Consider the following 22,940-nt stretch of genomic DNA (forward strand, 5'->3'; position numbering starts at 1 on the left):
GGCTCCGCTCCCCTGCTCATGCGTTCAACCCCGCCATCAGGACCTGGTTGATCTTGTCAACATCCTGACCGTCTTCACTGCCGTCGGTCCCCTTGGTGGACTTGCTGGCCAGAGGCCGTGAATCGAATCCCTTGCCATAATGCTTTTCAAGCTGGGCCTGGACGACCATAAGCACCGACGTGATGACCAGGTACCAGATGCTGGCCACAATCAGGAGGGGGATGGTCTTGTAGATGCGGTTGGCGATGGCATTGGTGGCGAACTGGAGCTCCAGGGTGAAGGGGACGGCCAGGGCCAGAGAGGTTGTTTTGAGCATGCCTATGGTCTCGTTCCCGGTGGGCGGCACGATGATGCGCATGGCCTGGGGAAGGACGATTCGACGCATGATCATCGAGGGGGGCATGCCCAGGGCTTTGGCAGCCTCGCTCTGCCCGGGGTCAACTGCCTCGATGCCGGCACGGACAATCTCGGAAAGGTAGGCGGCCTCGTTGAGTCCCAGACCCAGAATCGTGGCCACGGTTGCGTTCAACACAGTCTTGGTGTCTATGCTCCAGAATTCGGGTCCGAAAGGTATCCCGATGGCCAGCTTGGGAATCAGAACGGAAAGAAGGCCCCAGAAAACCAGCTGGGTGTATACGGGCGTGCCCCGGAAGAACCAAATGAAGAACCAGCTGACCCAGCGCAGGACCGGATTGGACGATTTGCGCATGACAGCCAGGATGATGGCCAGAACCGTGGCCAGAACCATGGCGTAGATGGTCAGAAGGAGGGTCCACTTGATACCGTCCAGAACGTGCTCATTGAAGAGGTACTTCCAGACCGTGGGCCAGTCGAACTTGGGGTTGGTCACCATGCCATGAATCAGCATGGCAACGAAGATGGCCACGATGACGGCAGCCACGATCGGTCCCGGCTTGCGCACAGGCCGGGCCTGTATCCGGTCGGGAATCCGAACCGATTCCGTCCTCTTCTTGGTTTGCATCGTGCGCTTCCTTCCGAACGGCTGGCATGATTAAGGTCCAGCCTACTGCTGTGGAGGGGGCGGGCATCGCCCGCTTCTCACCGTTGAAGGTCCGGCAGCGGGGTGCGTGAACCCATTGCCGGACCATGTGTGTATACAGGGTCAGTTGTTGACGACCCCCGCGACCTTCTCAGTCGGAGACTGCGGGGTTGGTTTCAGCCTTCTCGACGGCACCGCTCTGGACCCCCCAGTTCTTGAGGATCTTGGCGTAGGTGCCGTCATCGATCAGCTTCTGCATGGCCGCCTGGGTGGCCTCGGCCATACCGCTGTCCTTCTTCAGGGCCGCACCCTGCAGGACGATATCGGTATCCTTGCCCAGCTTCTCCAGCTGTCCACCGGTCTGCTTGATGGCGTACCCCGTCACCTGGGAGTCTGCGTAGAACACGTCGATCTTGCCGTTGACCACCGCAGTGGCGGCATCGGTCTGCTGCTTGTACGACTGCACATCCACAGGCTTCTTGCCCTTGGCCTTGCAGTCGGCGGATATCGTGTCGGTGGCCTGCTGCTCTTCTATGGTGCCGGTCTGCACACCGACCTTGGCGCCGCAGATATCGTTCGGATCAATCTTGGAGGGGTTGCCCTTCTTGACGGCGAAGGCCATGCCCGCCTTGAAGGTGGAAACAAAGTCGACCGACTCCATCCGCTCCCTGGTGATGGTGAAGCTGGAGATGCCGGCATCATACTTGCTACCGATGGCGGGGATGATGGTATCGAAGGAGGCGCTGACCATTTCGCCTTCGAGCCCCATGACCTTGGCGATGGCCTTCGACAGGTCCACGTCGTAGCCGATAGGGGTCTTCCCGTCCTCATCCATGAACTCTCCGGGCGCATACGTGGTCTCCATGCCCACGGTCAGCTTCCCGTCCTTGGCCACCGACTCGGGCACCATGGCGGCGATTGCCGGGTCCTTCTGTATGCCGCTGACATCGAAGGCTGCTGGGTGGGAGCTTGTTTCGGTATTCCCTCCCTGGCTGGTCTTGTCGGCCTCATCCGTCGTTCCGCAGGCTCCGACCGATGCCAGAAGGGCCACGCTCAGTGCGGCCGCAGCCGCTGCTTTCATCTTCCCCATCATCATTCAGCTCCCTCTCCGAAGGCAGCCACCTGGCAGCTGTCTCCACATCCGTCCTTACTTGACATGCACTATTATGCACTCTTTTGCATTTTTATGCACTTCAATATAGCGAGATGACCACACTCTTCCTTCTCTTCCTATCGTATGTTTCCCGCATAATTTCAGTATTTATCAGGCAAGTTCTCACTTCAGCAGCATGTAATACTCGGGCGTGTCGTATGCATAAATATCACTCGTTATTCATACCAGTAGATGAATTAGAGATTGCAGGGAATCTCTGCAGATTGTGCCGGTCAGGGGCTATGCAACACCCTCAACAGGTCAGCGACGCCTGTTCTTGTAGCGCATGACCCTCAGAGCCTCGCGCTTGTCCTGCTCCTCACGGAGGGACTGACGCTTGTCATACTCCCGCTTGCCCCTGGCGACGGCAATCTCCACCTTGACCCTGCCGTCCTTGAAGTAGATGCTCAGGGGAACAATGGTGTATCCCTTGGCCTGAACCTGCCGCTCCAGATTGACAATCTGCCGGGCATGCAGCAGGAGCTTCCTCTTGCGCTTCGGGGCATGATTGTTCCAGGTGCCGTTCAGATACTCCGGAATGTTGGCGTTCTCCAACCAGACCTCATGATGCCTGTCAATACTGACGAAAGACTCAACCAGGGAGGCCCTCCCCTCGCGGAGGGATTTGACCTCGGTTCCGGTCAGGGCGATGCCGGCCTCAAATCTGTCCTCGACCTGATAATCGTGACGGGCCCTTCTGTTCTGCGCAATCAGGGTCGTTCCGGTCTCCTTAGCCATGGCATCCTCCTTCCGTCTTGGTCATTGCTCCAGGGCTATGCTGCACCGAGAATAGCACAAAGGCGCCTCCCGAAAGGAAGGCGCCTGCAACAAACTGCGGTTCCCGACCGAATTCGGAAGCAGGAAATCAGTAGTGCACGTACTGGTAGTTGCTGGACCCATAAACAGTCTCAGAGGCGGGGAAAGAGGCGAAGCCCGTCCCGCCCTCGGAAATCTCCACTGAACCATCAGCATTAACACGCTCCACTATTGCAACATGTCCATAGGTCCAGTCGGCATTCCAATTCCCAACACGCTGACCCCTGGCGAAGACCATGACGGCACCTTTGTGCGGGATGTTGTTGACCAGGTAGCCCAGTTTTCGGCCCGTATTCGCCCACTGGAACCCATGCCCCATGTATGAACCAACAGGTAGGCTGAGCTGCGAACGACGGATGTACGCCCATAAGGTGCACTGGCGGTCGTCATAGGCGGAACCGCCAACGGTGTTCCCGGTGGAGTGTCCGTAGCAGTATCCCGATCCTGCAGGGCAGTTACCGGGAACGGCGTAGTTCATACCGCTGGCCCAGCCACCACCACCGTTACCGCCCGCATTACCGCCGCCACCACCGGAGGGAGGAGTAGCTGCAGGAGGACGCGCCCCGCCGCCTCCGATCTGCTGGGCACCACCCGCCGAAGGGTTCGCGGACCCACCTATACCTGGCTGGTTCAGGGATTGGATCATCGACTGGGTGGCCACAATGTCAGCAGCTTCACGGGCAGCCTGGGTTGTCAACATACCCTTCTGACTTTCCAGCTCAGCCCTGACCTGGGCACCCTGATCACGCAGGGCCTGGAGACTGTCCTGCTTGGCCTGGGCTTGGGCCGCAGCCTGCTGCGCCTCGGCGGCCTGCTGGTCGGCTTTTGCTTTTAGACTCGTGATCTGCTTCTCGATGGCCTCCAATCGCTCCTTGCGGTTCATGGAGGAATTCAGTGCATTGGCCGCATCGTTCGCCGCGTTGGTCTCGGATCTGGTTACTGCCGCGTCGGACTGCATCTTATCGACGAAATCCTGAGTACTGGACGACTTGGTCACGATGTCCATGACCTGGGAGGCATCGGACCCATGGAACCCCTTGCGGGCCATCTGGGCCACGCCGTCCTTGGCATCGTCATAATCAATGCCGGTCTGTTTGATCTTCTTTTCCAGGTCAGCCTTGTCTCGCCTGGCCGCCTCAAGACGGTCATTGGTGGCCTGGGCCAGGCTATTGGCCTGCTCCGCATTCTGCTGGGCGTCCTGGGCTTCCTTCTGGGCTGCGGGAATCTGGTTGGAGTTCAGATCGTTCAAACTGAGAATCTGGTTGGCCAAATCCTCGTTCACGCCGGCCAGCTGGCTCTTCAGAGCCTCATTGTTCCGCACCTTCTGCTGGAGGTCATACCAGGTCGGGGCGGCCTGGGCCTGCGGCACCTGGTTGACATACCCAAAGGCCAGGGTGCCCACCAGGGTCGACAGAGACAGCACGAGGCCAAGCGCCGTGTCAATCCGCTTCGCACGCTTCATGTTCATGGCCTTTCATTCACTTCCAAGTAATCAGTACACATTATGTCAGTTTCTCTTTCCGGCAGGAGATTCCCGGGAATCTCATCACAAGACCTCTCAGGTCTTGAGATACCGGCGCAGGGAGATGGAGGACGCCAGAGTGGAAAGGACCATGGCGCCCAAGATCAGGGCCGGGGCCATGACCATGACCGTCGTCTGGTTGATATACGGCATCCATTGAACGGTTTGAGCCAGCCAATCGGTGATGAAGATCTTGACGATGGCACTCAGGGCCCCCACAGCCAGGAGGGATCCCAGGAAGGAGGCAACGACACCTTCGAGGATGAAGGGAAGGCGGATGGTCCAGTTCGAAGCACCGACCAGACGCATGATCTCCGTTTCATTCTTTCTTGAGGCGGCACTCATCCTGATTGTGGTACCGGTGAGGAGGATGGCCACCACCACCATGACCACGGCCAGGACCAGAGTGACCACGGTCGCCCTGTTCAGGATCTTGAACACCGGGTCGAATATCTGCCGCTGGTCGGAGACCTCCTCGACCCCGTCACGCCCATTCAGCACCTCGGAGACCACCTGATACTTGGTCGGGTCCTTCAGTTTCAGACGGAGGGAATCCTGCATATCGGCCGCCGTCAGGGTTCGGCCTTCATAGGTCCCGTTGGGGTACTGCTTAAGGAAGGTGTTCTTGAAGAACTCATCACGGCTCTGGTAGGTGATTTTTGCCACCGAGTCATGAAGTTCGTTGCGAATCGTGGTTTCCAACTTGACGATCTCGTCCTTTGTCGGAGCCTTGCCGGTAGCGCATGATGTGGCCTGGCTGGTCCCGTCCGGGCAGAGCCAGACAACGACCTCGACCTGTTCGTACCAGTCCCCCTTGGCCTTGGTGATCTGGGCCTGCATCAGACCTGAGGCCCCGATGAAGAGGAAGGATATGAAGGTCACCAACATGACGGAGAGAATCATGGACCCGTTCCGTCGGAGGTTATCCCAGGTGCTGGAAAGAATGAACCGAAGTCTCATTGCCTATCGTCCTCCTGAACACGTTCCTTTGCCGCCCCTGGTTGCGAAGGCGGGGACGGAGGGGCGGGCGGCGCCTGGACAGGGACGGTGCCCGCCTTGCCTGCGGATTTCACCTGGTGCCCGGAAGTCGGATGCGGAGCCTTGGCAGAGTCACGCACAGCGGCCTGGCTCGGCCCGCCGTCTGAGACGACCGGCCGTTCCGTGGATGGTCTGAAACGGTCATAGGCGGCATTTGGTTCCACCCCGCTTCGAGAAGCGGGCGATTCTTGGGCCATGCCACCGGTCTTTTGGGTCCCGTCCACCTGCGCGTCCATTTTCCTAGATCCCGCATCGGCCTGCCTATCGGTCCCAACAGCCTGCCCATCGGACGAACTGCTCCCCTGGCGGGATTCAGCGCCCGTTTCCGCCTCCTGGGCCTGTCCGGCCTCATCCAGATTCTTGATTCCCTTGCCCCAGGTAAGGGTGTTCTCCACGGAGGTAAAGACCTCCCCATAGCGTCCGGTCCGACCTGAGTGAACGGAATTCGCCAGGCGTGCTATTCCCTCATCCCCGTACTGCGAATCATGGACGGCTTCAGCCACGGCTTCTACCACCTCGACGGCACCCTTGGTCCCATCGCTTATGGGTTTGTTTCTTGGAGCCTCAACCCTGATGCGCACCTTCGGGCGTGCTCCCTGCCGGGCATCATCGAGAGCATCCCCGTCATTCGGGTCTCCGATGGCATGGTGGGCCTTGGCCTCCACCTCAGCGTCGGGGAAGAACTTCGAGGAATCGTATGAGCCATGCGCCTGGTCACGCATGATCTTGCCGGCATGGAGCTCCACCACCCGCTTGCGCATGGAGTTGACGATCTCCTCGTTGTGGGTTGCCATGACCACCGTGGTCCCCGTGCGATTGATGGCATCGAGGACCTCCATGATGCCCAGGGACGTGGTTGGATCCAGGTTGCCCGTAGGCTCATCGGCCAGAAGAATCTGCGGATGGTTCACATAGGCACGGGCCAGGGCCACACGCTGAGCCTCACCGCCGGACAGCTCGTGAGGATAGTTGTCCTCCTTGCCGGTCAACCCCACCGTCTTCAGCACCTGCGGTACCAGGGTCTTGATGGTGGAACGACGGGCACCGATGACCTCCAGGGTGAAGGCGACATTCTGCCACACCGTTTTGTTGGTCAGGAGCTTGTAATCCTGGAAAACGAAACCAATGGAACGCCTGTAACCGGGGACCTCGCTGTTGCGCAACCTCCGCAGGTCGTTCCCCGCCACTCTGATCTCACCCTCGGTGGCCTCCTCCTCATGCAGGAGCAGACGGAGCAGGGAGGTCTTGCCGGAACCGCTGGCGCCCACCAGGAAGACGAAGTCTCCCCGATCGATTGCCAGACTGATGTTGTCCAGGGCAGGGCGGGACCCCCTTGGGTAGATCTTGGTCACGCCATCAAGTGAAATCAGCGCCATGGACCCTCCGTTCACCGGTAATCACACCGACATTATCAACTAATACGACCTTACTCACCGGAGAGGCACCCAATCAGGCCCGAGGGGCGAAATCATGGCATCATCTCCACGTCGTCGAGCCGGAGTTCACTCTCCGGCAGCCTCGCGCTCCTCCTGCTGCTCGCGACGCTGTTGGTGGCGCCAACGTATGCCGGCCTCGATGAAGGCGTCGATGTTTCCATCGAAAACCCCCTGGGTATCCGAGGTCTCATAGCCAGTGCGCAGGTCCTTGACCATCTGATAGGGATGGAGCACATAGGAACGCATCTGGTCACCCCAGCTGGCCTTGATGTCGCCGGCCAGTTCCTTCTTCTTCTTGGCCTCCTCCTCGTGACGGAGAACCAGAAGACGGGACTGGAGGACGGCCATGGCGGCCGCCCTGTTCTGGATCTGACTGCGCTCATCCTGCATGGTGACCACGATATTGGTGGGTAAGTGGGTGATACGGACCGCCGAATAGGTGGTGTTGACACCCTGTCCGCCGGGTCCTGAGGAGCAATACGTATCCACACGGATGTCCGAATCCGGAATATCGATGTGATCGGTGGGCTCCACCAGGGGGATGACCTCGACTGCCGCGAAGGAGGTCTGCCTGCGGCCCTGGTTGTCGAAGGGGGAGATACGGACCAGCCTGTGGGTGCCGCCCTCGACCGAGAGCCTACCGTAGGCGTAGGGAGCGTCCACCTGGAAGGTGGCCGACTTGATACCGGCCTCCTCAGCGTAGGAGGTGTCCATGATCTTGGTCTTGAATCCGTGCCGCTCGGACCACCTCATGTACATACGCAGGAGCATTTGCGCCCAATCGGCTGCATCGACGCCACCCGCTCCGGAGCGGATGGTCACTACGGCCGCACGCTCGTCGTACTCGCCGTCGAGGAGCGTCTGAATCTCCATGTCAGCCAGGTCGGAATTCAGGGATTCGACCTCCCTGTTGGCCTCCGCCAGGACATCCCGGTCATTCTCCTCGCGCCCCAGCTCCTCCAGGGTCTCCACATCATCCAGCCTGCTGGAGGCTGACTCCAGGTGCTTGAGTTGGGACTGAAGGGAGGAGAGTTTGCTGGTGACCTTCTGGGCGTTCTCCTGGTCGTCCCAAAGCCCGGGTGCACTGGCCTCCTTTTCGAGATCGGCAATCCGCGAGCGCAGACCTTCCGGGTCCAGTGCCTTGGCGATCATCTCGTACTTTGCCCGGGCCTGAGCCAGAGCCTGTGAAAAATCAACTTCTGCCATACTGTTTCACCATTCCAAACGTCGGCACCGAACCATGCCGACAACATACGTTTTCATACCTGTTTCATCCGGATACGGTCATCCCGACCGCCCATTACCGGAGCAGCGCCGATCCCACCAGGCACTCTCCCCACTCCCCCGACAGCGGACCCTGCGGGCAGACCGACAAGCGTGGTGTCAAAGACCACTGAAAAGAGCAGGAACAAGCAGGGAACCCAGGAGGGCGACGGCTATGACGAGGCAGACCACCCGGGCCACATTCCTGCGTCTGCGCTCGCGGCGCTCACGTTCATCCCTGTACTTGTTCACGGGGCACCATCTTAGCCAGGACCGGTCCCAACCTCCAAGACCGCCCGGAGCCCTGAACCGATCCTGTTCTATCCTGAGTGGAGCACGCGAGGACCGGATGGCCCGCCGGACGACAGGTAAGGAGTCGCGATGACAGCAGCAGCTACAGGATGGGGCTGGGGTCTGGCCAGCTTGGACGCTCAGGGCAGGACCCTGGATGTCTGGTATCCCAAGGCGGAGATATCAACCCCACCCAGTCCGGAGAATCGTCCGGCACACGGGCTCGGGGACCTTGTGCAGGACCAGCCTGATGCCCGCGGTGTCCGCAGGCAGCCCGTCTTTACGGTGTCCGATCTTGACAAGCCCATCAAGGACGCGGCCGATGCCTACCTGCGCCTCCACCTGCTCAGCATGCGTCTGACCAAGCCCAACTCGATGAACCTCGATGGGATCTTCGAAAAGCTGACCAATGTGGTCTGGACCAACTACGGCCCCTTCGCCCCTGAGGATTTCACCCTGCGCAAGACCGACCTGCTCGGGACCGCAGCCCGATCCATGCCGGGAATCCCCGTAACCGACGTGACCGTACTCGCCATCGACAAGCTTCCCCGGATGGTGGACTATGTGGTTCCCTCGGGTGTTCGCATCGGCAACGCCGACAGGGTCCGCCTGGGTGCCTACCTCTCGCCTGGCACCACGGTCATGCACGAGGGGTTCGTCAACTTCAATGCAGGTACGCTTGGCACCTCCATGGTCGAAGGTCGCATCTCCCAAGGGGTCGTGGTGGGCGATGGTTCCGACATCGGTGGTGGGGCCTCCATCATGGGCACCCTCTCCGGCGGTGGCAAACACCGGGTCTCCATCGGCGAGCACTCCCTCCTGGGAGCCAATGCAGGAATCGGCATATCCCTGGGCGACAACTGCGTGGTGGAGGCCGGCCTCTATGTCACCGCCGGAACGAAGATCACCCTGGGTGCCGAAAGTGAAGCGTCCAAGTTCCTGGGGATAAGGAAGGACACGGTCAAGGGGTCCGAAATCAGCGGCAGGGACCACCTGCTCTTCATCCGCAACTCCCAGACCGGACAGGTCCAGGTCCGTCTACGGACCAAGGGCATCGAACTGAACGACAGCCTCCACGCGAACTGACCCCGCCTCACCACAATGGACCGGTTGAAGTGATTCGATTCCTTCGCCGGTCCATTTGCATGCCCTGATCACCGGCGTTGCTCGATGGGAATGAAGTCCCGCTTGCCCGGCCCGGTATAGACCTGACGGGGCCGTCCGATTTTCGAGGTGGGATCGTTCATCATCTCGTGGTACTGGGCTATCCATCCAGGTATGCGCCCCAAGGCGAAGAGGGTCGTGAACATCTGGGGATCGAATCCGATGGCCCGATAAATCAGCCCGGTATAGAAGTCCACATTGGGGTAGAGATGCCGCTCGATGAAGTAGTCATCATGAAGGGCCATGTCTTCCAACTCCAGGGCCACGTCGAAGAGGGACCTGTCGGCTGAACCCAGCTGGCTCACCTCATCGTCCATGACGGCATAGAGCCATTTCTTGGCGATTGCGGCCCTGGGGTCATAGGACTTGTATATCCGATGTCCCAGGCCCGAAATCCTGCTCCCCTCCTTCTTGGACTCCTCGACAAAGGCGCGGACGCCAAGTCCCGAGTCCCGAATCTCCTCCAATTGTCGAAGCACCTCTTCATTGGCACCACCGTGCAGGGGCCCCGAGAGGGCGTTTATACCCGCCGCCACAGCCGAATACAGGTTAGCATGGGCGGATCCTGCCACCCTGACGACCGAGGTGGAGCAGTTCTGTTCATGGTCCGCATGGATGATAAGGAGCTTGTCGAGCGCCTGGACCATAAGCGGGTTGACCTGGTATGGCTCGTAGGGAATGGCGAAACTCATCCTGAGGAAGTCCTCCACGTAGCCACGGGTCTCATCCGGGTAGAGGAGCGGTTCGTTCCGACGACGACGGTGGATCAGGGAAACGATGGTGCGGACCTTGGCCATGATGATGGCACAGGCCTCCTCGAACCCGTCGGGGTCGCCGAATCCGCAGGTATCCGGATGGAAGGTGGCCAGGGCGTTGACCGCCGAGGCCAGGACACTCATCGGATGGGCGCTCCTGGGGAAGGAGGAGAGGAGATTACGGAAGTCCTCCCCGACAAAGGTGTGGTGGAGTATCCGCTCGCGAAATTCGTCATACTGCCTCTTGTCGGGCAGATCCCCATGAATCAGGAGCCAGGCCACCTCCAGGAAGTTCGACCCCTCGCAGAGCTCCTCGATCGGATATCCCCGGTAGCGCAGGATGGAACGTCTGCCGTCAATGAAGGTTATGGCCGACTCGCACTGGGCCGTGGTCAGGAACCCCGGGTCCAAGGTGACCCATCCGTCGTTGCGGAGGGAGGAGACCAGGATGCCCTTGGGTCCTTCGGTGGATTCGACCAGAGGGAGATCGAACTTCGCATCTCCGACAACCAAATGGGCTGTTGACATCCGACACCTCCATCTGCAACCGACGGACCGTCTGGCCAGTACAGCCACCAGGATCCTGGCGACGATGCGGTGTTTCCCTATACCGGCGCGGAATTTCGGTCATACTAACAGACGGAATCACTCCTTCCGTTACCGGAAGATGATGTCAAATCGTGCGATGCGAAAGTCCTGCAACATGGTGTGGCGGGAGTTCAGTCCCGACTGGTCAGGATGACCGGCCCGTCCTCGGTGATGGCGATGGTGTGCTCGCTGTGAGCACCGCGGGAACCATCGGCTGAGCGCAGGGTCCAGCCGTCCTTGGGATCCTGGAATATCTCGTCGGTGGTTGCCAGGAACCAGGGTTCGATGGCGATGACCAACCCGGGACGCAGCTTGTATCCGTGATGCGGGGTGCCGTCATTGGGGACATGCGGATCTCCGTGCATGATGCGCCCCACGCCGTGCCCGCCGAAGTCCAGGTTGACGCTGTAGCCGTTTTCGTGGGCCACCTCGCCGATTGCAGCGGATATGTCGCCCAGACGATTACCGGGCTGGGCCTGGGCTATACCGGCCGCCAAGGCATCCTCGGTGGTCTTGATCAGACGAAGGTCCTCGGGGTCGGCATCATCACCCACCACGAAACTGATGGCCGAATCACCGACCCACCCGTCGACATTGATGGCCAAGTCAAGGGAAAGCAGGTCACCGTCCTTGAGGTCATAGTCGAAGGGAACACCGTGCAGGACCGCGTCATTGACCGAGAGGCAGATGTAGTGGGCGAAGGGGCCGGTGCCGAAGTCTGGCGCATAATCTACGTAGCAGGACGTGGCCCCCTTGCGGGACTGAATGCGCTCCTTGACATGGTTGTCCAGGTCCAGCAGATTGACCCCGGGCTTGCTCATGGCCTTGAGTTCCTTGAGGATACGACCAACGAACCTGCCGGCCGGCTTCATCTCCTCGATCTCCTGCTTGGTCTTCAGCTCAATCATGCCTGTACATCCTTTCGGGTTCTCCGCACACTCGCCGCCCTTGATTCTGCGGCTACCAGGTCTGAGTGGCCGTCGCTCCGCCCGGCCCACCCATGCTCTGGTATCAGTCTTATCCTGCAATAGGGACCGATGGAACGAGGGTCATCGTCTGCCGAACGAAAACGCCCTGATAATTGAGACGATGCCCAGAACCAGAAGGGCGCATCCACTGAAGATGACCAGGAACATGACCGAACCCAGCGGATAGATCATGACACAGATGCCGGCCAGGATCGACACGACTCCGGAGAAGATGGCCCAACCGGAGTGAGGCATCCCCCAGGAGGCGGCCAGGCTCATGACGCCCTCCATGATCCAGCCAATGCCGACAATCATCGTAACCAGAATCGTCAGGGCCGATGCCGACAGGGCCGTGTTCTTGATGATGACGATGCCGCCGATGGCAATCAGGGCGCCGAAGAGAATCCCCAGAATGCGCCATCCGCCCGGCAGACCCTGGGCCACGATGGAGGTAGCCAACCTGACCACACCGGAGATGATGAAGTAGATACCGAGAATAACGGTCAGGGCAATCAGGGTCTTATCGGGCCAGAGCAGCAGAGCCAGGCCAAGAACCACTCCAAGGGCGCCCATGGCCCCAAGCACGATGCGTATGGCCTTCATGGTTCCGCCGGCCATGTCCTCGACAATCAGTCTGAAGGGGTCCATGGTGGGCATGGACCCCGACCGCGGGTATCCGGCCTGGGGATTCCCGTTACCGTACGGACCCTGGTACTGCCCGTCGCTGTACCAATCCGGATCCTGGCCCTGGTTGGGATCTGACATGATGCCCCTTTCAGATGGTGTTGGCGCACCTGTACAGGTGCGCGCTCCTATGCCCAGTCTAGGCGAGGCAGAAGTCCCGACTGCGTTTTTCATCCGTGCGCTCACCCTACGCAATGCCATGCCGCCCTGGATCGACCAGGTCCAGGCGCCGGTGGGCATTGATGGCCCATGTCATAAAAAACAGTTAGGCTTGCAAGGTATGAGACACGCAGCACAATCACCTGTCAGGTCCGGTCTGGACCCGACATCCTTTTCTTCCGTCATCCGGCCCCAAGACGACCTCTTCCGCTATGTGAATGGGCCCTGGATCGATACCTACACCCTTCCCGAGGACCGCTCCCGGTTCGGGTCCTTCGACAAACTCGCCGAGGATGCCGAAAGTCAGATCAGGGACATCCTGGAGGACTCAGACAGTCCCGCCACCAAATCGGCCATTCTTTACCGCAGTTTCCTCGACACCCAAGCCATTGAGGCGGCGGGGCTGGACCCGATTCGATCCGACCTGGCAGCCATCGACGCCGCCAGGGACAAGACCTCACTGACGTCCCTCCTGGGGCGGCTCAATCCCACCGGCGGCCCCGATTTCTTCGGAATAGCCATCTACGGCGATCCGGGCAACCCTGGCACCAACGTGGCCCACATCGAGCAGGCCGGACTGGGACTACCCGATGAGGCTTATTACCGCGAAACCAACTATCAGTCGGTCCGTCAGGAGTACAAGGAGATGGTCGCCAGGCTCCTGAGGCTGGCCGCCTATGCCCCTGACCAGAGCCAGGCCATGGACCAGGCCGACAGGTTCCTGGATCTGGAGACCCGCATCGCCTCCCATCACTGGGACAACGTATCGACCAGGGATGAGGACAAGACCTACAACCCCACTGACATGGACCAGCTGCAGGAGACCCTGTCGGATTTCAACCTCTCCGCCTGGATCAAGGCCTGGCAGGCGGCCTACGATGCCAGCACGGCGTCGGCATGGCAGCCCGTAGACCTGGCCGCGGCCCTGGACCACACCATCGTCCATGAGCCGACCTTCCTGAAGGGTTTCAACGGGTTCTGGAAGGAGAGCGACCTTGAGGATCTGAAACTCTGGTCCCGGGTGCACGTCCTGATTGAGTGGGCCAGCTTCCTGACCGAGGACTTCGACACGGCCCGCTTCGATTTCTACGGAAAGGTCCTTTCAGGCACCACCCAGATGCGTGACCGCTGGAAGCGGGCTGTCTCCCTGGTGAACGGAATCAGCGGCGAAGAGGTGGGCAAGGAATACGTCAGGCGGCACTTCCCCCAGTCCAGCAAGGAACGCATGGAGGAGCTGGTCGGTAACCTGATCGAGGCCTACCGCATCTCGATTTCAACCTCCGACTGGCTGGGTGAGGAGACCAAACTCAAAGCACTGACCAAGCTCGACAAGTTCTCTCCCAAAATCGGCTACACCGACAAGTGGCGCGATTACTCGGCGCTGCGGGTGTCGGAGGATGCAGGATTGGTGGAGAACGTACGCCAGGCCAACCTGTACGAGTCCGGATATCAATTCGGCAAGGCCGGCAAGCCCGTCGACAATGACGAGTGGCTGATGAACCCACAGACCGTCAACGCCTATTATGAACCGACCCTGAACGTCATCGTCTTCCCTGCCGCCATCCTACAGCCCCCCTTCTTTGACCCCGCAGCCGACGATGCCGCCAACTACGGGGGCATCGGGGCCGTAATCGGACACGAAATCGGGCACGGATTCGACGACCAGGGCAGCAAGTACGACGGAGACGGCAGACTCAACGACTGGTGGACCCCCCAGGACAGGGCCAACTTCGAAAAGCGGACCAAGGCATTGATAGAGCAGTACAACGGATTCGTTCCCGAACAGTTGGCGGAGAAGTACGCGGACGAACCCGATAAGGCACCACATGTCAACGGGGCCCTGACCATCGGCGAGAACATAGGCGACCTGGGCGGGGTAAACATCGCCATCAAGGCCTATGCCCTGGCCCTGCAAGACGGGACGGGGAACGATATCGACACCAGCGCCCGGGGGATGGACGAGGCCCTGGAGCAGGCGCCGTATCTGGACGGCTATACCGGCCTGCAACGGTTCTTCCTCTCCTACGCCTCCATCTGGCGAACCAAGAACCGGGACCAACTGGCCGAGCAGTATCTCCAGATCGACCCCCACTCCCCCGCCGAATTCCGAACCAACGGAATTGCCAGAAACGTCGACAAGTTCTATGACGCTTTTACCGTGCAGACCTCAGACGGCATGTGGCTGGAACCGAAAGACCGGGTCCATATCTGGTAGGTCGTGCGGTTCCGGTCATGACTGCGGTCAACTCGCAGGCAGGACCTGACGCGTAGGTTCAGAAGGCATCCACAGGTTGTGTGGATGCCTTCGCCTTTTCATTTGCGGTATCCGACCCCGCCATCCCTTGTCCTGGAGAACCCCCTCCCCCGGTGCCGGCTCCAAGGGCTTCCGAATCATCGCGAGTGCTCCCTGCCCCCAAATCGGCCCTATCGTCCCAGGGGTCTTTGCGCCCCGGAGAATCAACTTCTTCCGGTTTGACCCTGGTGAAGGCACCCTGTCCCAGATTCAGATCATGACCCACCCCGTCGGCTTCCAGAACCAGAGCCGAATGCAACTGCCCCTCCTTGGTCCACTCCTCGGTAACCAGGCTGCCGGTCACTATGACGGGATCGCCCTTGTGAAGAGAGTGAAACAGGTTCACAGCCAGGTTTCTGAAAGCCTTGACCGTAATCCAGGAGGTGGGCCTTCTGACCCATGCTCCCCTGGCCGCGTCGTAATAGGCCGGGGTGGAACCCAGCCTGAATGTACATACCGGAGCGGATTCTGGCTGCCCGATTCGCACAGGGGCCTTCCCCACAAATCCGAACATGCTGACCTTTGATTCGTTGGCTGCCATCTCTTGCCTCTTTCGCTGTGACCGAGTATCCCCGTTGAATGCCACTCGATGGGCCCTGACCGGAAGAACCGACTGCCAGAGCGGGGGAAGGGGACACGGCCTCCGTTCCGGGTGCATCCCATCAAGTGGTAGACCCATCATGGGCCCGGAAGGACCTTTCGCTCCCTGCAGCCAGACCATGTGGTCGAACATCACCTCAGCCATGACTTGTGAACAAATCGACTACCTGTGCGAACGAGCGGAACATTAGTAAGTCCGGCCCGGCAGCCCACAGAGCAAAGCAGGCCCCGCTTGAGGGCAACGACGATAAACTGAGGAAAACAGACAGTGAATACCGGCACGGAAGGATCATCACTCATGGTGCACACACTGGTCAGTTGGAACATCGACTCCCTCAACGCAGCCCTGCTCGGCAACAGTGCCCGCGGGTCCCTCTCTCTGAACGTAGTGGAATCCATCAGGGACCTGAACCCCGATGTTCTGGCCATCCAGGAGACCAAGCTCAATGATGACCGGAAGAAGACCGATACAATACTCAAAGCCCTGATGCAGTACTTCCCCGATTATGAGGAAGTCCATCGGATTTCCGAGCCGCCGGCCCGGCGCGGATACGCCGGCACGATGATGCTCTATAGGAAGGACCTGCCGAAACCCGAAGTCACCTATCCGAAGATTGGCGCTCCCGACACCATGGATGACGAGGGCAGGATGATCACCCTGGAGTTCCCCGGCTGCTTTGTCACCACGGTCTACACCCCCAACGCCGGTTCCGGACTGGCGCGCCTTGAACCCCGCGGCCACTGGGACGACTGCTACCGCGCTTATCTGAAGAAACTGGATGCCAGCAAACCGGTCCTGGCATGCGGCGATTTCAACGTGGCCCACGAGGAGATCGACATCGCCAACCCCCAGTCCAACCACCACTCAGCAGGTTTCACCGACCAGGAGCGCAGCAAATTCGGGCAACTGTTGGATGCAGGTTTCACCGACACCTTCCGGAAGGTGCATGGCCAGGCGGCGGGTTTCTTCGATAATCAGCGAAGCATCTATACCTGGTTCGCCCAGCGGGCCATGACCAGCAAGGCCAACAACTCCGGATGGAGAATCGACTATTGGCTGACCTCCGACCGTCTGGCCGACAGGGTCCAGGCCTGCGAACCGGTCGATACCGGCTCACGCAGGGACCACTTGCCCATCCTGCTCAGAATCTGATTCGAATCAACCAGCCTCTGGTGCAGGCGATGAACCGGGCTGGCCCCCGGTCTTCATATACAAGCGGGCGGCCCGGGTCATGCTCGAAAGCAGACCCGGGCCGCTCCTCATCCACAGCTCCGGCAAAGTGCCCTGATTCACATCAGCCCAGGGCGGCAATCCTGTCCATGATGACCTGGGCAGCCTGATCAACAGGCACTGAGACCGAGTCGGAACCGTCGCGATTGCGGATTTCAATGGTCCCGTTCTCTATGGTGTCACGGCCTGCAATGGCGACCAGAGGCACACCAATCAGCTCGGAATCCTTGAACTTGACCCCGGGCGATACCTTGGGGCGGTCGTCGTAGAGCACCTCAACCCCTTGCTCCTCCAGCTGGGAGACCAGTCCTTCGGCGGCCTGGAAGGCCTCCTCCTTCTTGCCTGTAGCCAGCACATGGACCGCTGCCGGGGCCACCGCCAGAGGCCAAGCCAGCCCCTGCTCGTCGTGGTGCATCTCGGCGATGCAGGCCAGGACCCGCGAGATCCCTATGCCGTAGCAGCCCATCCACACAGGGACCGCCTTGCCGTTCTGATCCAGGACCTTGAGGTCCAGGGCCTGGGAGTACTTGAGCCCCAACTGGAAGACCTGTCCAATCTCCACTCCTCGCTCAAAGCTCAGAGGACCCGAACCATCCGGACTCATGTCGCCATGACGGACCTCCGCCGCCTCGACCACACCGTCAGCCTGGAAGTCACGCCCGTAGACGGCATGAACAAGGTGCTTCCCCTCAACATCGGCCCCGGTTGCCCATTCGGAACCGGAAGCCACATGGGCATCAATCAGATACCTCACATGGGCGGCGGACTCGGTGTCATCACGCTGCGGTCCCAGGACCCTGGGTCCGATGTATCCCTTGACGAATTCCGGATGGGATGCCAGGTCGACCTCGTTGGCCTCCTCGATTTCCGCCGGGGCGAATTGCGCTTCAAGCCGCTTCATATCGACCTTACGGTCTCCGGGCAGACCTATCGCCACAAGCTCCCGCCATCCGTCAGGATGGTCATCATCGGCCGGATGTCTGACGGCGATGATCAGGTTCTTCAGGGTGTCCTCGGCGGTCCACTCGCGCCCATCACTGCGGGGATGGAGTTCGTTCAGCCGGCCCACCATGCTCTCGATGGTCTTGGAATCAGGCGTATCCACTTCCGCCACATCAGGGGTGGCCGAGAAGTCGATCCCCTCGGGCTCGGGCGTGGTCAACGCCTCAACATTCCAGGCCTTCCCCGAAGGAGCCAGGGCGAAGGTGTCCTCGCCGATGGGCAGGGGGGCGAGGAACTCCTCGGACTGGGATCCACCCATGGGACCGGAGACGGCATGGACAATCACGTAGTCCACGCCCAGCCGCTTGAAGATGCGCTCATACGCCCCACGTTCGTCCTGGTAGGCCTTCTGCAGCCCCTCCTCATCCATCGTGAAGGAGTAGGCATCCTTCATAACGAACTCACGGCCACGAATCAGCCCTGCGCGTGGACGGAACTCGTCACGGTACTTGGTCTGAATCTGATAGAGGGCCACGGGAAGGTCCTTGTACGAGGAATACATGTCCTTGACCAGGAGGGTGAACATCTCCTCGTGAGTGGGAGCCAGGAGGTAATCGGCCCCGTGCCTGTCCTGGAGACGGAAGAGGTTCTCGCCGTACTCCTCCCAGCGATGGGTGGCCTCGTACGGCTCTCGCGGCAGGAGGGCCGGGAAGTGGACCTCCTGTGCCCCGATTCCATTGATCTCCTCGCGGACAACATCCTGGACCTTTTCGAGCACCTTCAGTCCCAAGGGGAGCCAGGTGAAGATGCCGGGCGCGACCTTGCGCACGTATCCTGCCCTCTGCAGGAGTTTGGCCGAGTCCACATCGGCATCGGCGGGGTCCTCGCGAAGGGTCCTCAGGAACAGTGTTGACATGCGCATGGCTTTGGTTCTCATATCCTCAAAGATATTCGCGCAAAGGGACATACCCCTTCGAATATAAGCCTCATCCGCACAGCAACCCGGAACAACTCCGCATTCCCGCCCACCCCTGAATCAGGAAAGCTGCGGCACCGGGTCAGAAGAGCTGGTCCTGGGAGAACTCATCCTCAGGAGCCTGACCGACCGCCCGCTTGGTGAAGGACCGGGCACCCTCATCCTCCAGCCGGGCACAGGCGGCCTTGGAATTGGCTCTGAGGTCCGCGTCCAGGACAACGGCATCCGGTGAAACCAGGAAGGCGTGTTCATTGATGCCAGCCAGGTATAACCCATCCAGACCCTCCACACGAGAGAGCGCCACATACCCCATACCGGGGGCGAAAGTGCGCCTCAGGTCCATGACCGCCCGGTCAAGGGTCATACCCTGGGACTTGTGGATGGTGATTCCCCAGGCGCACCTCAGGGGAACCTGGTTGACGGCGGCCAACACCGTGTCCCCGTCCATGGTCTCCCAAGCCGCCGGCTTCATCGTGACTTCGTTCCCGTTCTGGAAGGACACAATCGGCCAGCCCCCCTTGGCCTGGCTGGTGAACCCCTTTACCGTGCCTATCGAACCATTGACGTACTGGTGATCCTGGTCATTGCGCAGGGCCATGACCGCAGCTCCGGTCTTCAGCGTCAGGTCATCCGGGGCCAACATGTTCTTCTTCAACCGCTCGACCAGCTTGGTTTCACCCCGCGATGTGGCCTCGTAGTGGTGGGCCTCCTCGCCTATGGCCGCCAGACGCTGATCGTTGAGGGCATCGGCCTGCCTGTTGACAGGGAAGAGATGCACCGCCACCGTGCCTGGCGCCGGTACTGCACCCACCCGTGTGGCAAGGACATCATGGTCCTCCTGGGTGACCCCGCCCTCCCTGATGTCGGTCAGCACGGTCAGCAACTGCCCATCATCCTGACGGTGCTGTTCCGTCAGATAGCAAACGACCGGATCAAGGTCGTCCCAGACCAGGGATTCCGTGACGAACCCCTCCGGGTCCTTACCCATCTGTGCGTAACGCTCCCGCGATACCTGGAATTCAGGCCCGGGAATCGTGCCACCCACATGGTTGGGCCGGGTCACAGGCGGCAATTGGAAGAAGTCCCCTGAAAGAACCACCTGGATTCCCCCGAATGGTTCAGGGCTGTGGCGAACGGCCCTACAGGCCTGGTCCACCATGTCGAAAAGCCAGGCGTGCATCATGGAGACCTCGTCGATGACCAGGATGTCGGTTCCTTCGATCTGCCGACCCCGCCGGGTCTTGATGCGGCGCAACAGAGACTCCGTCATGGAGGTGGAGATGCCCACCCCACTCCAGGAGTGGATGGTCTGACCATTGATGTGGGTGGCCGCTATGCCCGTCGAGGCGGTCACGGATACGGCCGCCCCGTTCTTGCGGGCCTGGCTGACGAACTCGTTCAGAACATAGGTCTTACCCGCTCCGGGGGCACCGGTCAGGAAGACGTTGGCCCCCGCGTTCAATATGGTCAGGGCTTCGGATTGCTGCATGTCTCCATGGTGCCATGCCTGAGGTACATGGGTCGTACCCAGACTCGGACAGAACTGTGGTCAGTAGTCGGTCTTCTCGGGACTGCCAGCGTCCTCGATCGGGTTGCCGGACTCTTCGTAATGCCGAAGCAGGCTGGTCCGCTCGATCTCCGCCGCCCCGTCCTTGGACCGGGCCGCATCCGGGCCGGGAGCGGGCGTGAAGAACATGGAGCGGTAGTACCGCAATTCGTCCATGGACTCGATGATGTCGGCCAGGGCCCTGTGACCACCATGTTTGGCCGGCTTGTTCCTGTATACATCCGGATACCAGCGACGCGACAACTCCTTCAAAGTGCTGACGTCGATGACCCTGTAGTGCAGCAACCCCATCAGGTCGGGCATGTACCGGTCAAGGAACTTCTTGTCGGAGCCTACCGAGTTCCCTGCCAGATGGGCCTTTCCATGCTCGGGAAGGAAGGGGGTGATGTACTCGATGACCTGGCGCTGGGCCTCGTCCAGGGTCAGACCGGTCTTCATCTCCTCGATCAGTCCGGAGGAAGTATGCATGTGCCTGACGAAGTCATCCATATGGTCCAGGGCCGACTGGGAGGGTTTGATGACCAGGTCGATGCCCTTGTCCAGAACTTTCATGTTGAAGTCGGTGGGAACCACGGAGACCTCGCACAGCTCGTCATGGAAGATATCCAGACCGGTCATCTCGCAATCAATCCAGATCATGCGGGATTCCTCGGCACTGAAGGTCAGATCACTCTTGTCGCTCATCTGCTCACCTTTCAGACCCGGATGGCATCCCGGGTCACTCCTTCCGCCACCTTGGACGGAACATTTCAAGATACCGCCAGGACATGACCGGAAACGGATTTCCCTTCGGCGATTCCGCTTTTCCGGCAATACCTGTGCGCTACGAAATCCGCAAGGCGGGAACCGACCGGATGGTGCACGCTTATGCAAAACGGCGCAGGACCACCAAAGGTCCTGCGCCGTTCATCTCCGGAGTGGAAATGCGTCACTCAGTCATGAAAGCCGGAGTAGTTCGGGGCTTCCTTGGTCATGACGATGTCGTGGGGATGGGACTCGCGCAGACCCGCGTCGGTGATGCGGATGAAGCGGCCCTTCTCCTGAAGCTCGGCAATCGTGCGCGCACCCGTGTAGAACATGGTCTGGTGGAGTCCGCCCACCAGCTCGTACAGCACGTAGTTGAGCGGCCCGCGGTAGGGAACCTCTCCCTCCACGCCCTCGGGAACCACCTTGTCGTTGCTGGTCACATCGGCCTGGAAATAGCGGTCCTTCGAATAGGACTTCTTGCCACGAGGCGCCATGGCACCCAGCGAGCCCATGCCGCGATAGACCTTGTACTGTTTGCCTCGCAGGAGGACCTTCTCACCCGGGGCCTCTTCGGTACCGGCCAGGAGACCACCCAGCATGACCGTATCGGCACCGGCCACGATGGCCTTGGCTATGTCGCCGGAGTAGTGGATACCACCATCCGCCACCAGGGGGACACCGGCGGCTTTGCAGGCCTGGGCGGCGTCGTAGACGGCGGTGAGCTGGGGCACACCAACACCCGCCACCACGCGGGTGGTGCAGATGGAACCGGGGCCCACACCGACCTTGACCGCATCCACTCCGGCATCGATGAGAGCCTGGGCGCCCTCCTTGGTGGCGATGTTGCCACCGATGATGTCGACATGGTCGAAGGCGTGATCGGACCTGATCCGGCGAATCATGTCCAGCATGAGCTTGGCGTGGCCGTGGGCGGTATCGACCACGAGCACATCCACGCCCGCATCGGTCAGAGCGGTGATACGCTGCCAGGCGTCTCCGAAGAATCCGACCGCTGCGGCCACCCTCAGGCGACCTTGCTCATCCTTGGTGGCCTGCGGGTACTGCTCGGTCTTGACGAAGTCCTTGACGGTAATCAGGCCCGCAAGTTTGCCCTGTCCATCCACCAGTGGGAGCTTCTCCACCTTGTACTTGGCCAGGAGGGCGTGGGCATCTTCCTTGGTGATGTCGGCCGGTCCGGTAACCAGGTGATCCTTGGTCATGACGTCGCTGACCTTGAGCCTGTCGAAATCAGCAGGATTGACGAAACGCATGTCACGGTTGGTGATGATGCCGACCAGGCGCTGTTCACGGTCGACGACCGGAAGGCCCGACACCTTATAGACCGAGCAGAGTTTGTCCAAATCGGCCAGGGTGGCATCAGGGGTGACGGTCAGAGGATCTGAGATCATGCCGGATTCGGACCGCTTGACGATATCCACCTGGCTGGCCTGGTCCTCGATACTCAGGTTGCGGTGGAGGACGCCGATACCGCCGTTCCGGGCCATGGCTACGGCCATGGTGGCTTCGGTGACGGTGTCCATGGCCGCGGAGAGCACCGGGGACTTCATGGTGATGTTCCCGGTGAGGTGGGTGGTGGTATCCACCTCGGAGGGAACCACATCGGATTCGTTGGGCAGCAGAAGCACGTCGTCGTAAGCGAGTCCGAGCTTTTGGAACATCGGGGGAAGTGGCGAGTATGGGGCAGAGTCGATATTTGAATTATCTAAGGCCATGTCGTTATTCTACA

Annotated in this window: 19 protein-coding genes; 3 read left to right on the top strand and 16 right to left on the bottom strand. The window is 60.3% G+C overall.

Annotation, left to right across the window (positions count from 1 at the left end; genetic code table 11):
• Window positions 1-16: 16 nt before the first annotated feature.
• The 8 genes from BINDI_RS04995 to BINDI_RS07710 all read right to left on the bottom strand — a co-directional run bounded on the left by BINDI_RS04995 (window position 17) and on the right by BINDI_RS07710 (window position 8,480).
• Window positions 17-982: an amino acid ABC transporter permease gene (locus BINDI_RS04995; RefSeq protein ID WP_033490494.1), complete on the bottom strand. Its 966-nt coding sequence runs from the start codon at window positions 980-982 to the stop codon at window positions 17-19.
• A 169-nt stretch (window positions 983-1,151) separates the two neighbouring features.
• Window positions 1,152-2,096 carry an ABC transporter substrate-binding protein gene (locus BINDI_RS05000; protein WP_033490496.1) on the bottom strand — a complete coding sequence of 315 codons (945 nt, stop codon included), beginning with the start codon at window positions 2,094-2,096 and terminating at the stop codon, window positions 1,152-1,154.
• Between the two features lie 318 nt (window positions 2,097-2,414).
• The gene (smpB, locus tag BINDI_RS05005) at window positions 2,415-2,891 is read right to left on the bottom strand and encodes an SsrA-binding protein SmpB (protein WP_033490497.1); all 477 of its coding nucleotides are present in this window, start codon (window positions 2,889-2,891) and stop codon (window positions 2,415-2,417) included.
• Window positions 2,892-3,018: 127 nt separating this feature from the next.
• Window positions 3,019-4,437, bottom strand: coding sequence for a CHAP domain-containing protein (locus tag BINDI_RS05010; RefSeq protein WP_052108829.1), 1,419 nt, complete (start codon window positions 4,435-4,437; stop codon window positions 3,019-3,021).
• Between the two features lie 90 nt (window positions 4,438-4,527).
• A complete protein-coding gene (gene ftsX, locus BINDI_RS05015; protein ID WP_033490499.1) occupies window positions 4,528-5,451 on the bottom strand; it encodes a permease-like cell division protein FtsX in 924 nt (307 codons plus the stop codon).
• Window positions 5,448-6,905 carry a cell division ATP-binding protein FtsE gene (gene ftsE / locus BINDI_RS05020; protein ID WP_081830807.1) on the bottom strand — a complete coding sequence of 486 codons (1,458 nt, stop codon included), beginning with the start codon at window positions 6,903-6,905 and terminating at the stop codon, window positions 5,448-5,450. The genes ftsX and ftsE overlap by 4 nt, the downstream gene beginning before the upstream one ends.
• 126 nt (window positions 6,906-7,031) lie before the next feature.
• The gene (gene prfB, locus BINDI_RS05025) at window positions 7,032-8,171 is read right to left on the bottom strand and encodes a peptide chain release factor 2 (protein ID WP_033490501.1); all 1,140 of its coding nucleotides are present in this window, start codon (window positions 8,169-8,171) and stop codon (window positions 7,032-7,034) included.
• Window positions 8,172-8,348: 177 nt separating this feature from the next.
• The gene (locus tag BINDI_RS07710; RefSeq protein WP_258323549.1) at window positions 8,349-8,480 is read right to left on the bottom strand and encodes a hypothetical protein; all 132 of its coding nucleotides are present in this window, start codon (window positions 8,478-8,480) and stop codon (window positions 8,349-8,351) included.
• Window positions 8,481-8,609: 129 nt separating this feature from the next.
• Here BINDI_RS07710 and dapD point away from each other — a divergent pair, with 129 nt between their 5' ends.
• Window positions 8,610-9,605 (top strand): 2,3,4,5-tetrahydropyridine-2,6-dicarboxylate N-succinyltransferase, encoded by a 996-nt coding sequence (gene dapD / locus BINDI_RS05030; RefSeq protein ID WP_033490503.1) that lies wholly within the window; start codon window positions 8,610-8,612, stop codon window positions 9,603-9,605.
• A 68-nt stretch (window positions 9,606-9,673) separates the two neighbouring features.
• On the opposite strand, the gene BINDI_RS05035 is transcribed toward dapD, so the two are convergent.
• The 3 genes from BINDI_RS05035 to BINDI_RS05045 all read right to left on the bottom strand — a co-directional run bounded on the left by BINDI_RS05035 (window position 9,674) and on the right by BINDI_RS05045 (window position 12,759).
• Complete coding sequence (locus BINDI_RS05035; protein ID WP_033490504.1) at window positions 9,674-10,966, bottom strand: citrate synthase; 1,293 nt, start codon at window positions 10,964-10,966, stop codon at window positions 9,674-9,676.
• Between the two features lie 191 nt (window positions 10,967-11,157).
• Window positions 11,158-11,934, bottom strand: coding sequence for a type I methionyl aminopeptidase (map, locus tag BINDI_RS05040; protein ID WP_033490506.1), 777 nt, complete (start codon window positions 11,932-11,934; stop codon window positions 11,158-11,160).
• Between the two features lie 141 nt (window positions 11,935-12,075).
• On the bottom strand, window positions 12,076-12,759 hold the full coding sequence (locus BINDI_RS05045; protein WP_033490508.1) for an HdeD family acid-resistance protein: 684 nt from the start codon (window positions 12,757-12,759) through the stop codon (window positions 12,076-12,078).
• A gap of 199 nt (window positions 12,760-12,958) precedes the next feature.
• On the opposite strand from BINDI_RS05045, the gene BINDI_RS05050 reads away from it, so the two are divergent.
• Window positions 12,959-15,052 carry a M13 family metallopeptidase gene (locus BINDI_RS05050; RefSeq protein ID WP_033490510.1) on the top strand — a complete coding sequence of 698 codons (2,094 nt, stop codon included), beginning with the start codon at window positions 12,959-12,961 and terminating at the stop codon, window positions 15,050-15,052.
• A gap of 58 nt (window positions 15,053-15,110) precedes the next feature.
• On the opposite strand, the gene BINDI_RS05055 is transcribed toward BINDI_RS05050, so the two are convergent.
• On the bottom strand, window positions 15,111-15,671 hold the full coding sequence (locus BINDI_RS05055) for a single-stranded DNA-binding protein (RefSeq protein ID WP_052108833.1): 561 nt from the start codon (window positions 15,669-15,671) through the stop codon (window positions 15,111-15,113).
• A 357-nt stretch (window positions 15,672-16,028) separates the two neighbouring features.
• On the opposite strand from BINDI_RS05055, the gene BINDI_RS05060 reads away from it, so the two are divergent.
• Window positions 16,029-16,883, top strand: coding sequence for an exodeoxyribonuclease III (locus tag BINDI_RS05060; protein ID WP_033490511.1), 855 nt, complete (start codon window positions 16,029-16,031; stop codon window positions 16,881-16,883).
• 142 nt (window positions 16,884-17,025) lie between these two features.
• On the opposite strand, the gene BINDI_RS05065 is transcribed toward BINDI_RS05060, so the two are convergent.
• The 4 genes from BINDI_RS05065 to guaB all read right to left on the bottom strand — a co-directional run bounded on the left by BINDI_RS05065 (window position 17,026) and on the right by guaB (window position 22,926).
• Entirely contained in the window at window positions 17,026-18,840 is a 1,815-nt protein-coding gene (locus BINDI_RS05065; protein ID WP_033490513.1) for a proline--tRNA ligase, read from the bottom strand.
• Between the two features lie 121 nt (window positions 18,841-18,961).
• Window positions 18,962-20,368 (bottom strand): PIF1 family DEAD/DEAH box helicase, encoded by a 1,407-nt coding sequence (locus BINDI_RS05070; RefSeq protein ID WP_033490515.1) that lies wholly within the window; start codon window positions 20,366-20,368, stop codon window positions 18,962-18,964.
• A 60-nt stretch (window positions 20,369-20,428) separates the two neighbouring features.
• The gene (orn, locus tag BINDI_RS05075; RefSeq protein ID WP_033490516.1) at window positions 20,429-21,130 is read right to left on the bottom strand and encodes an oligoribonuclease; all 702 of its coding nucleotides are present in this window, start codon (window positions 21,128-21,130) and stop codon (window positions 20,429-20,431) included.
• A gap of 248 nt (window positions 21,131-21,378) precedes the next feature.
• Window positions 21,379-22,926, bottom strand: a complete 1,548-nt coding sequence (guaB, locus tag BINDI_RS05080; protein ID WP_033490519.1) for an IMP dehydrogenase — start codon at window positions 22,924-22,926, stop codon at window positions 21,379-21,381.
• Between the last annotated feature and the right edge of the window lie 14 nt (window positions 22,927-22,940).

Source organism: Bifidobacterium [indicum] DSM 20214 = LMG 11587, assembly GCF_000706765.1.
GTDB lineage: Bacteria > Actinomycetota > Actinomycetes > Actinomycetales > Bifidobacteriaceae > Bombiscardovia > Bombiscardovia coryneformis.

Bases quoted from the DNA above. Each gene is read 5' to 3' on its own strand.
- smpB (WP_033490497.1), bottom strand. From the start codon at position 2,891: ATGGCTAAGGAGACCGGAACGACCCTGATTGCGCAGAACAGAAGGGCC.
- orn (WP_033490516.1), bottom strand. From the start codon at position 21,130: ATGAGCGACAAGAGTGATCTGACCTTCAGTGCCGAGGAATCCCGCATG.
- map (WP_033490506.1), bottom strand. From the start codon at position 11,934: ATGATTGAGCTGAAGACCAAGCAGGAGATCGAGGAGATGAAGCCGGCC.
- ftsE (WP_081830807.1), bottom strand. From the start codon at position 6,905: ATGGCGCTGATTTCACTTGATGGCGTGACCAAGATCTACCCAAGGGGG.
- BINDI_RS05035 (WP_033490504.1), bottom strand. From the start codon at position 10,966: ATGTCAACAGCCCATTTGGTTGTCGGAGATGCGAAGTTCGATCTCCCT.
- BINDI_RS05060 (WP_033490511.1), top strand. From the start codon at position 16,029: ATGGTGCACACACTGGTCAGTTGGAACATCGACTCCCTCAACGCAGCC.
- BINDI_RS05065 (WP_033490513.1), bottom strand. From the start codon at position 18,840: ATGAGAACCAAAGCCATGCGCATGTCAACACTGTTCCTGAGGACCCTT.
- dapD (WP_033490503.1), top strand. From the start codon at position 8,610: ATGACAGCAGCAGCTACAGGATGGGGCTGGGGTCTGGCCAGCTTGGAC.
- BINDI_RS05055 (WP_052108833.1), bottom strand. From the start codon at position 15,671: ATGGCAGCCAACGAATCAAAGGTCAGCATGTTCGGATTTGTGGGGAAG.
- guaB (WP_033490519.1), bottom strand. From the start codon at position 22,926: ATGGCCTTAGATAATTCAAATATCGACTCTGCCCCATACTCGCCACTT.
- BINDI_RS05070 (WP_033490515.1), bottom strand. From the start codon at position 20,368: ATGCAGCAATCCGAAGCCCTGACCATATTGAACGCGGGGGCCAACGTC.
- BINDI_RS05010 (WP_052108829.1), bottom strand. From the start codon at position 4,437: ATGAACATGAAGCGTGCGAAGCGGATTGACACGGCGCTTGGCCTCGTG.
- BINDI_RS04995 (WP_033490494.1), bottom strand. From the start codon at position 982: ATGCAAACCAAGAAGAGGACGGAATCGGTTCGGATTCCCGACCGGATA.
- BINDI_RS05000 (WP_033490496.1), bottom strand. From the start codon at position 2,096: ATGATGATGGGGAAGATGAAAGCAGCGGCTGCGGCCGCACTGAGCGTG.
- prfB (WP_033490501.1), bottom strand. From the start codon at position 8,171: ATGGCAGAAGTTGATTTTTCACAGGCTCTGGCTCAGGCCCGGGCAAAG.
- ftsX (WP_033490499.1), bottom strand. From the start codon at position 5,451: ATGAGACTTCGGTTCATTCTTTCCAGCACCTGGGATAACCTCCGACGG.
- BINDI_RS05050 (WP_033490510.1), top strand. From the start codon at position 12,959: ATGAGACACGCAGCACAATCACCTGTCAGGTCCGGTCTGGACCCGACA.
- BINDI_RS05045 (WP_033490508.1), bottom strand. From the start codon at position 12,759: ATGTCAGATCCCAACCAGGGCCAGGATCCGGATTGGTACAGCGACGGG.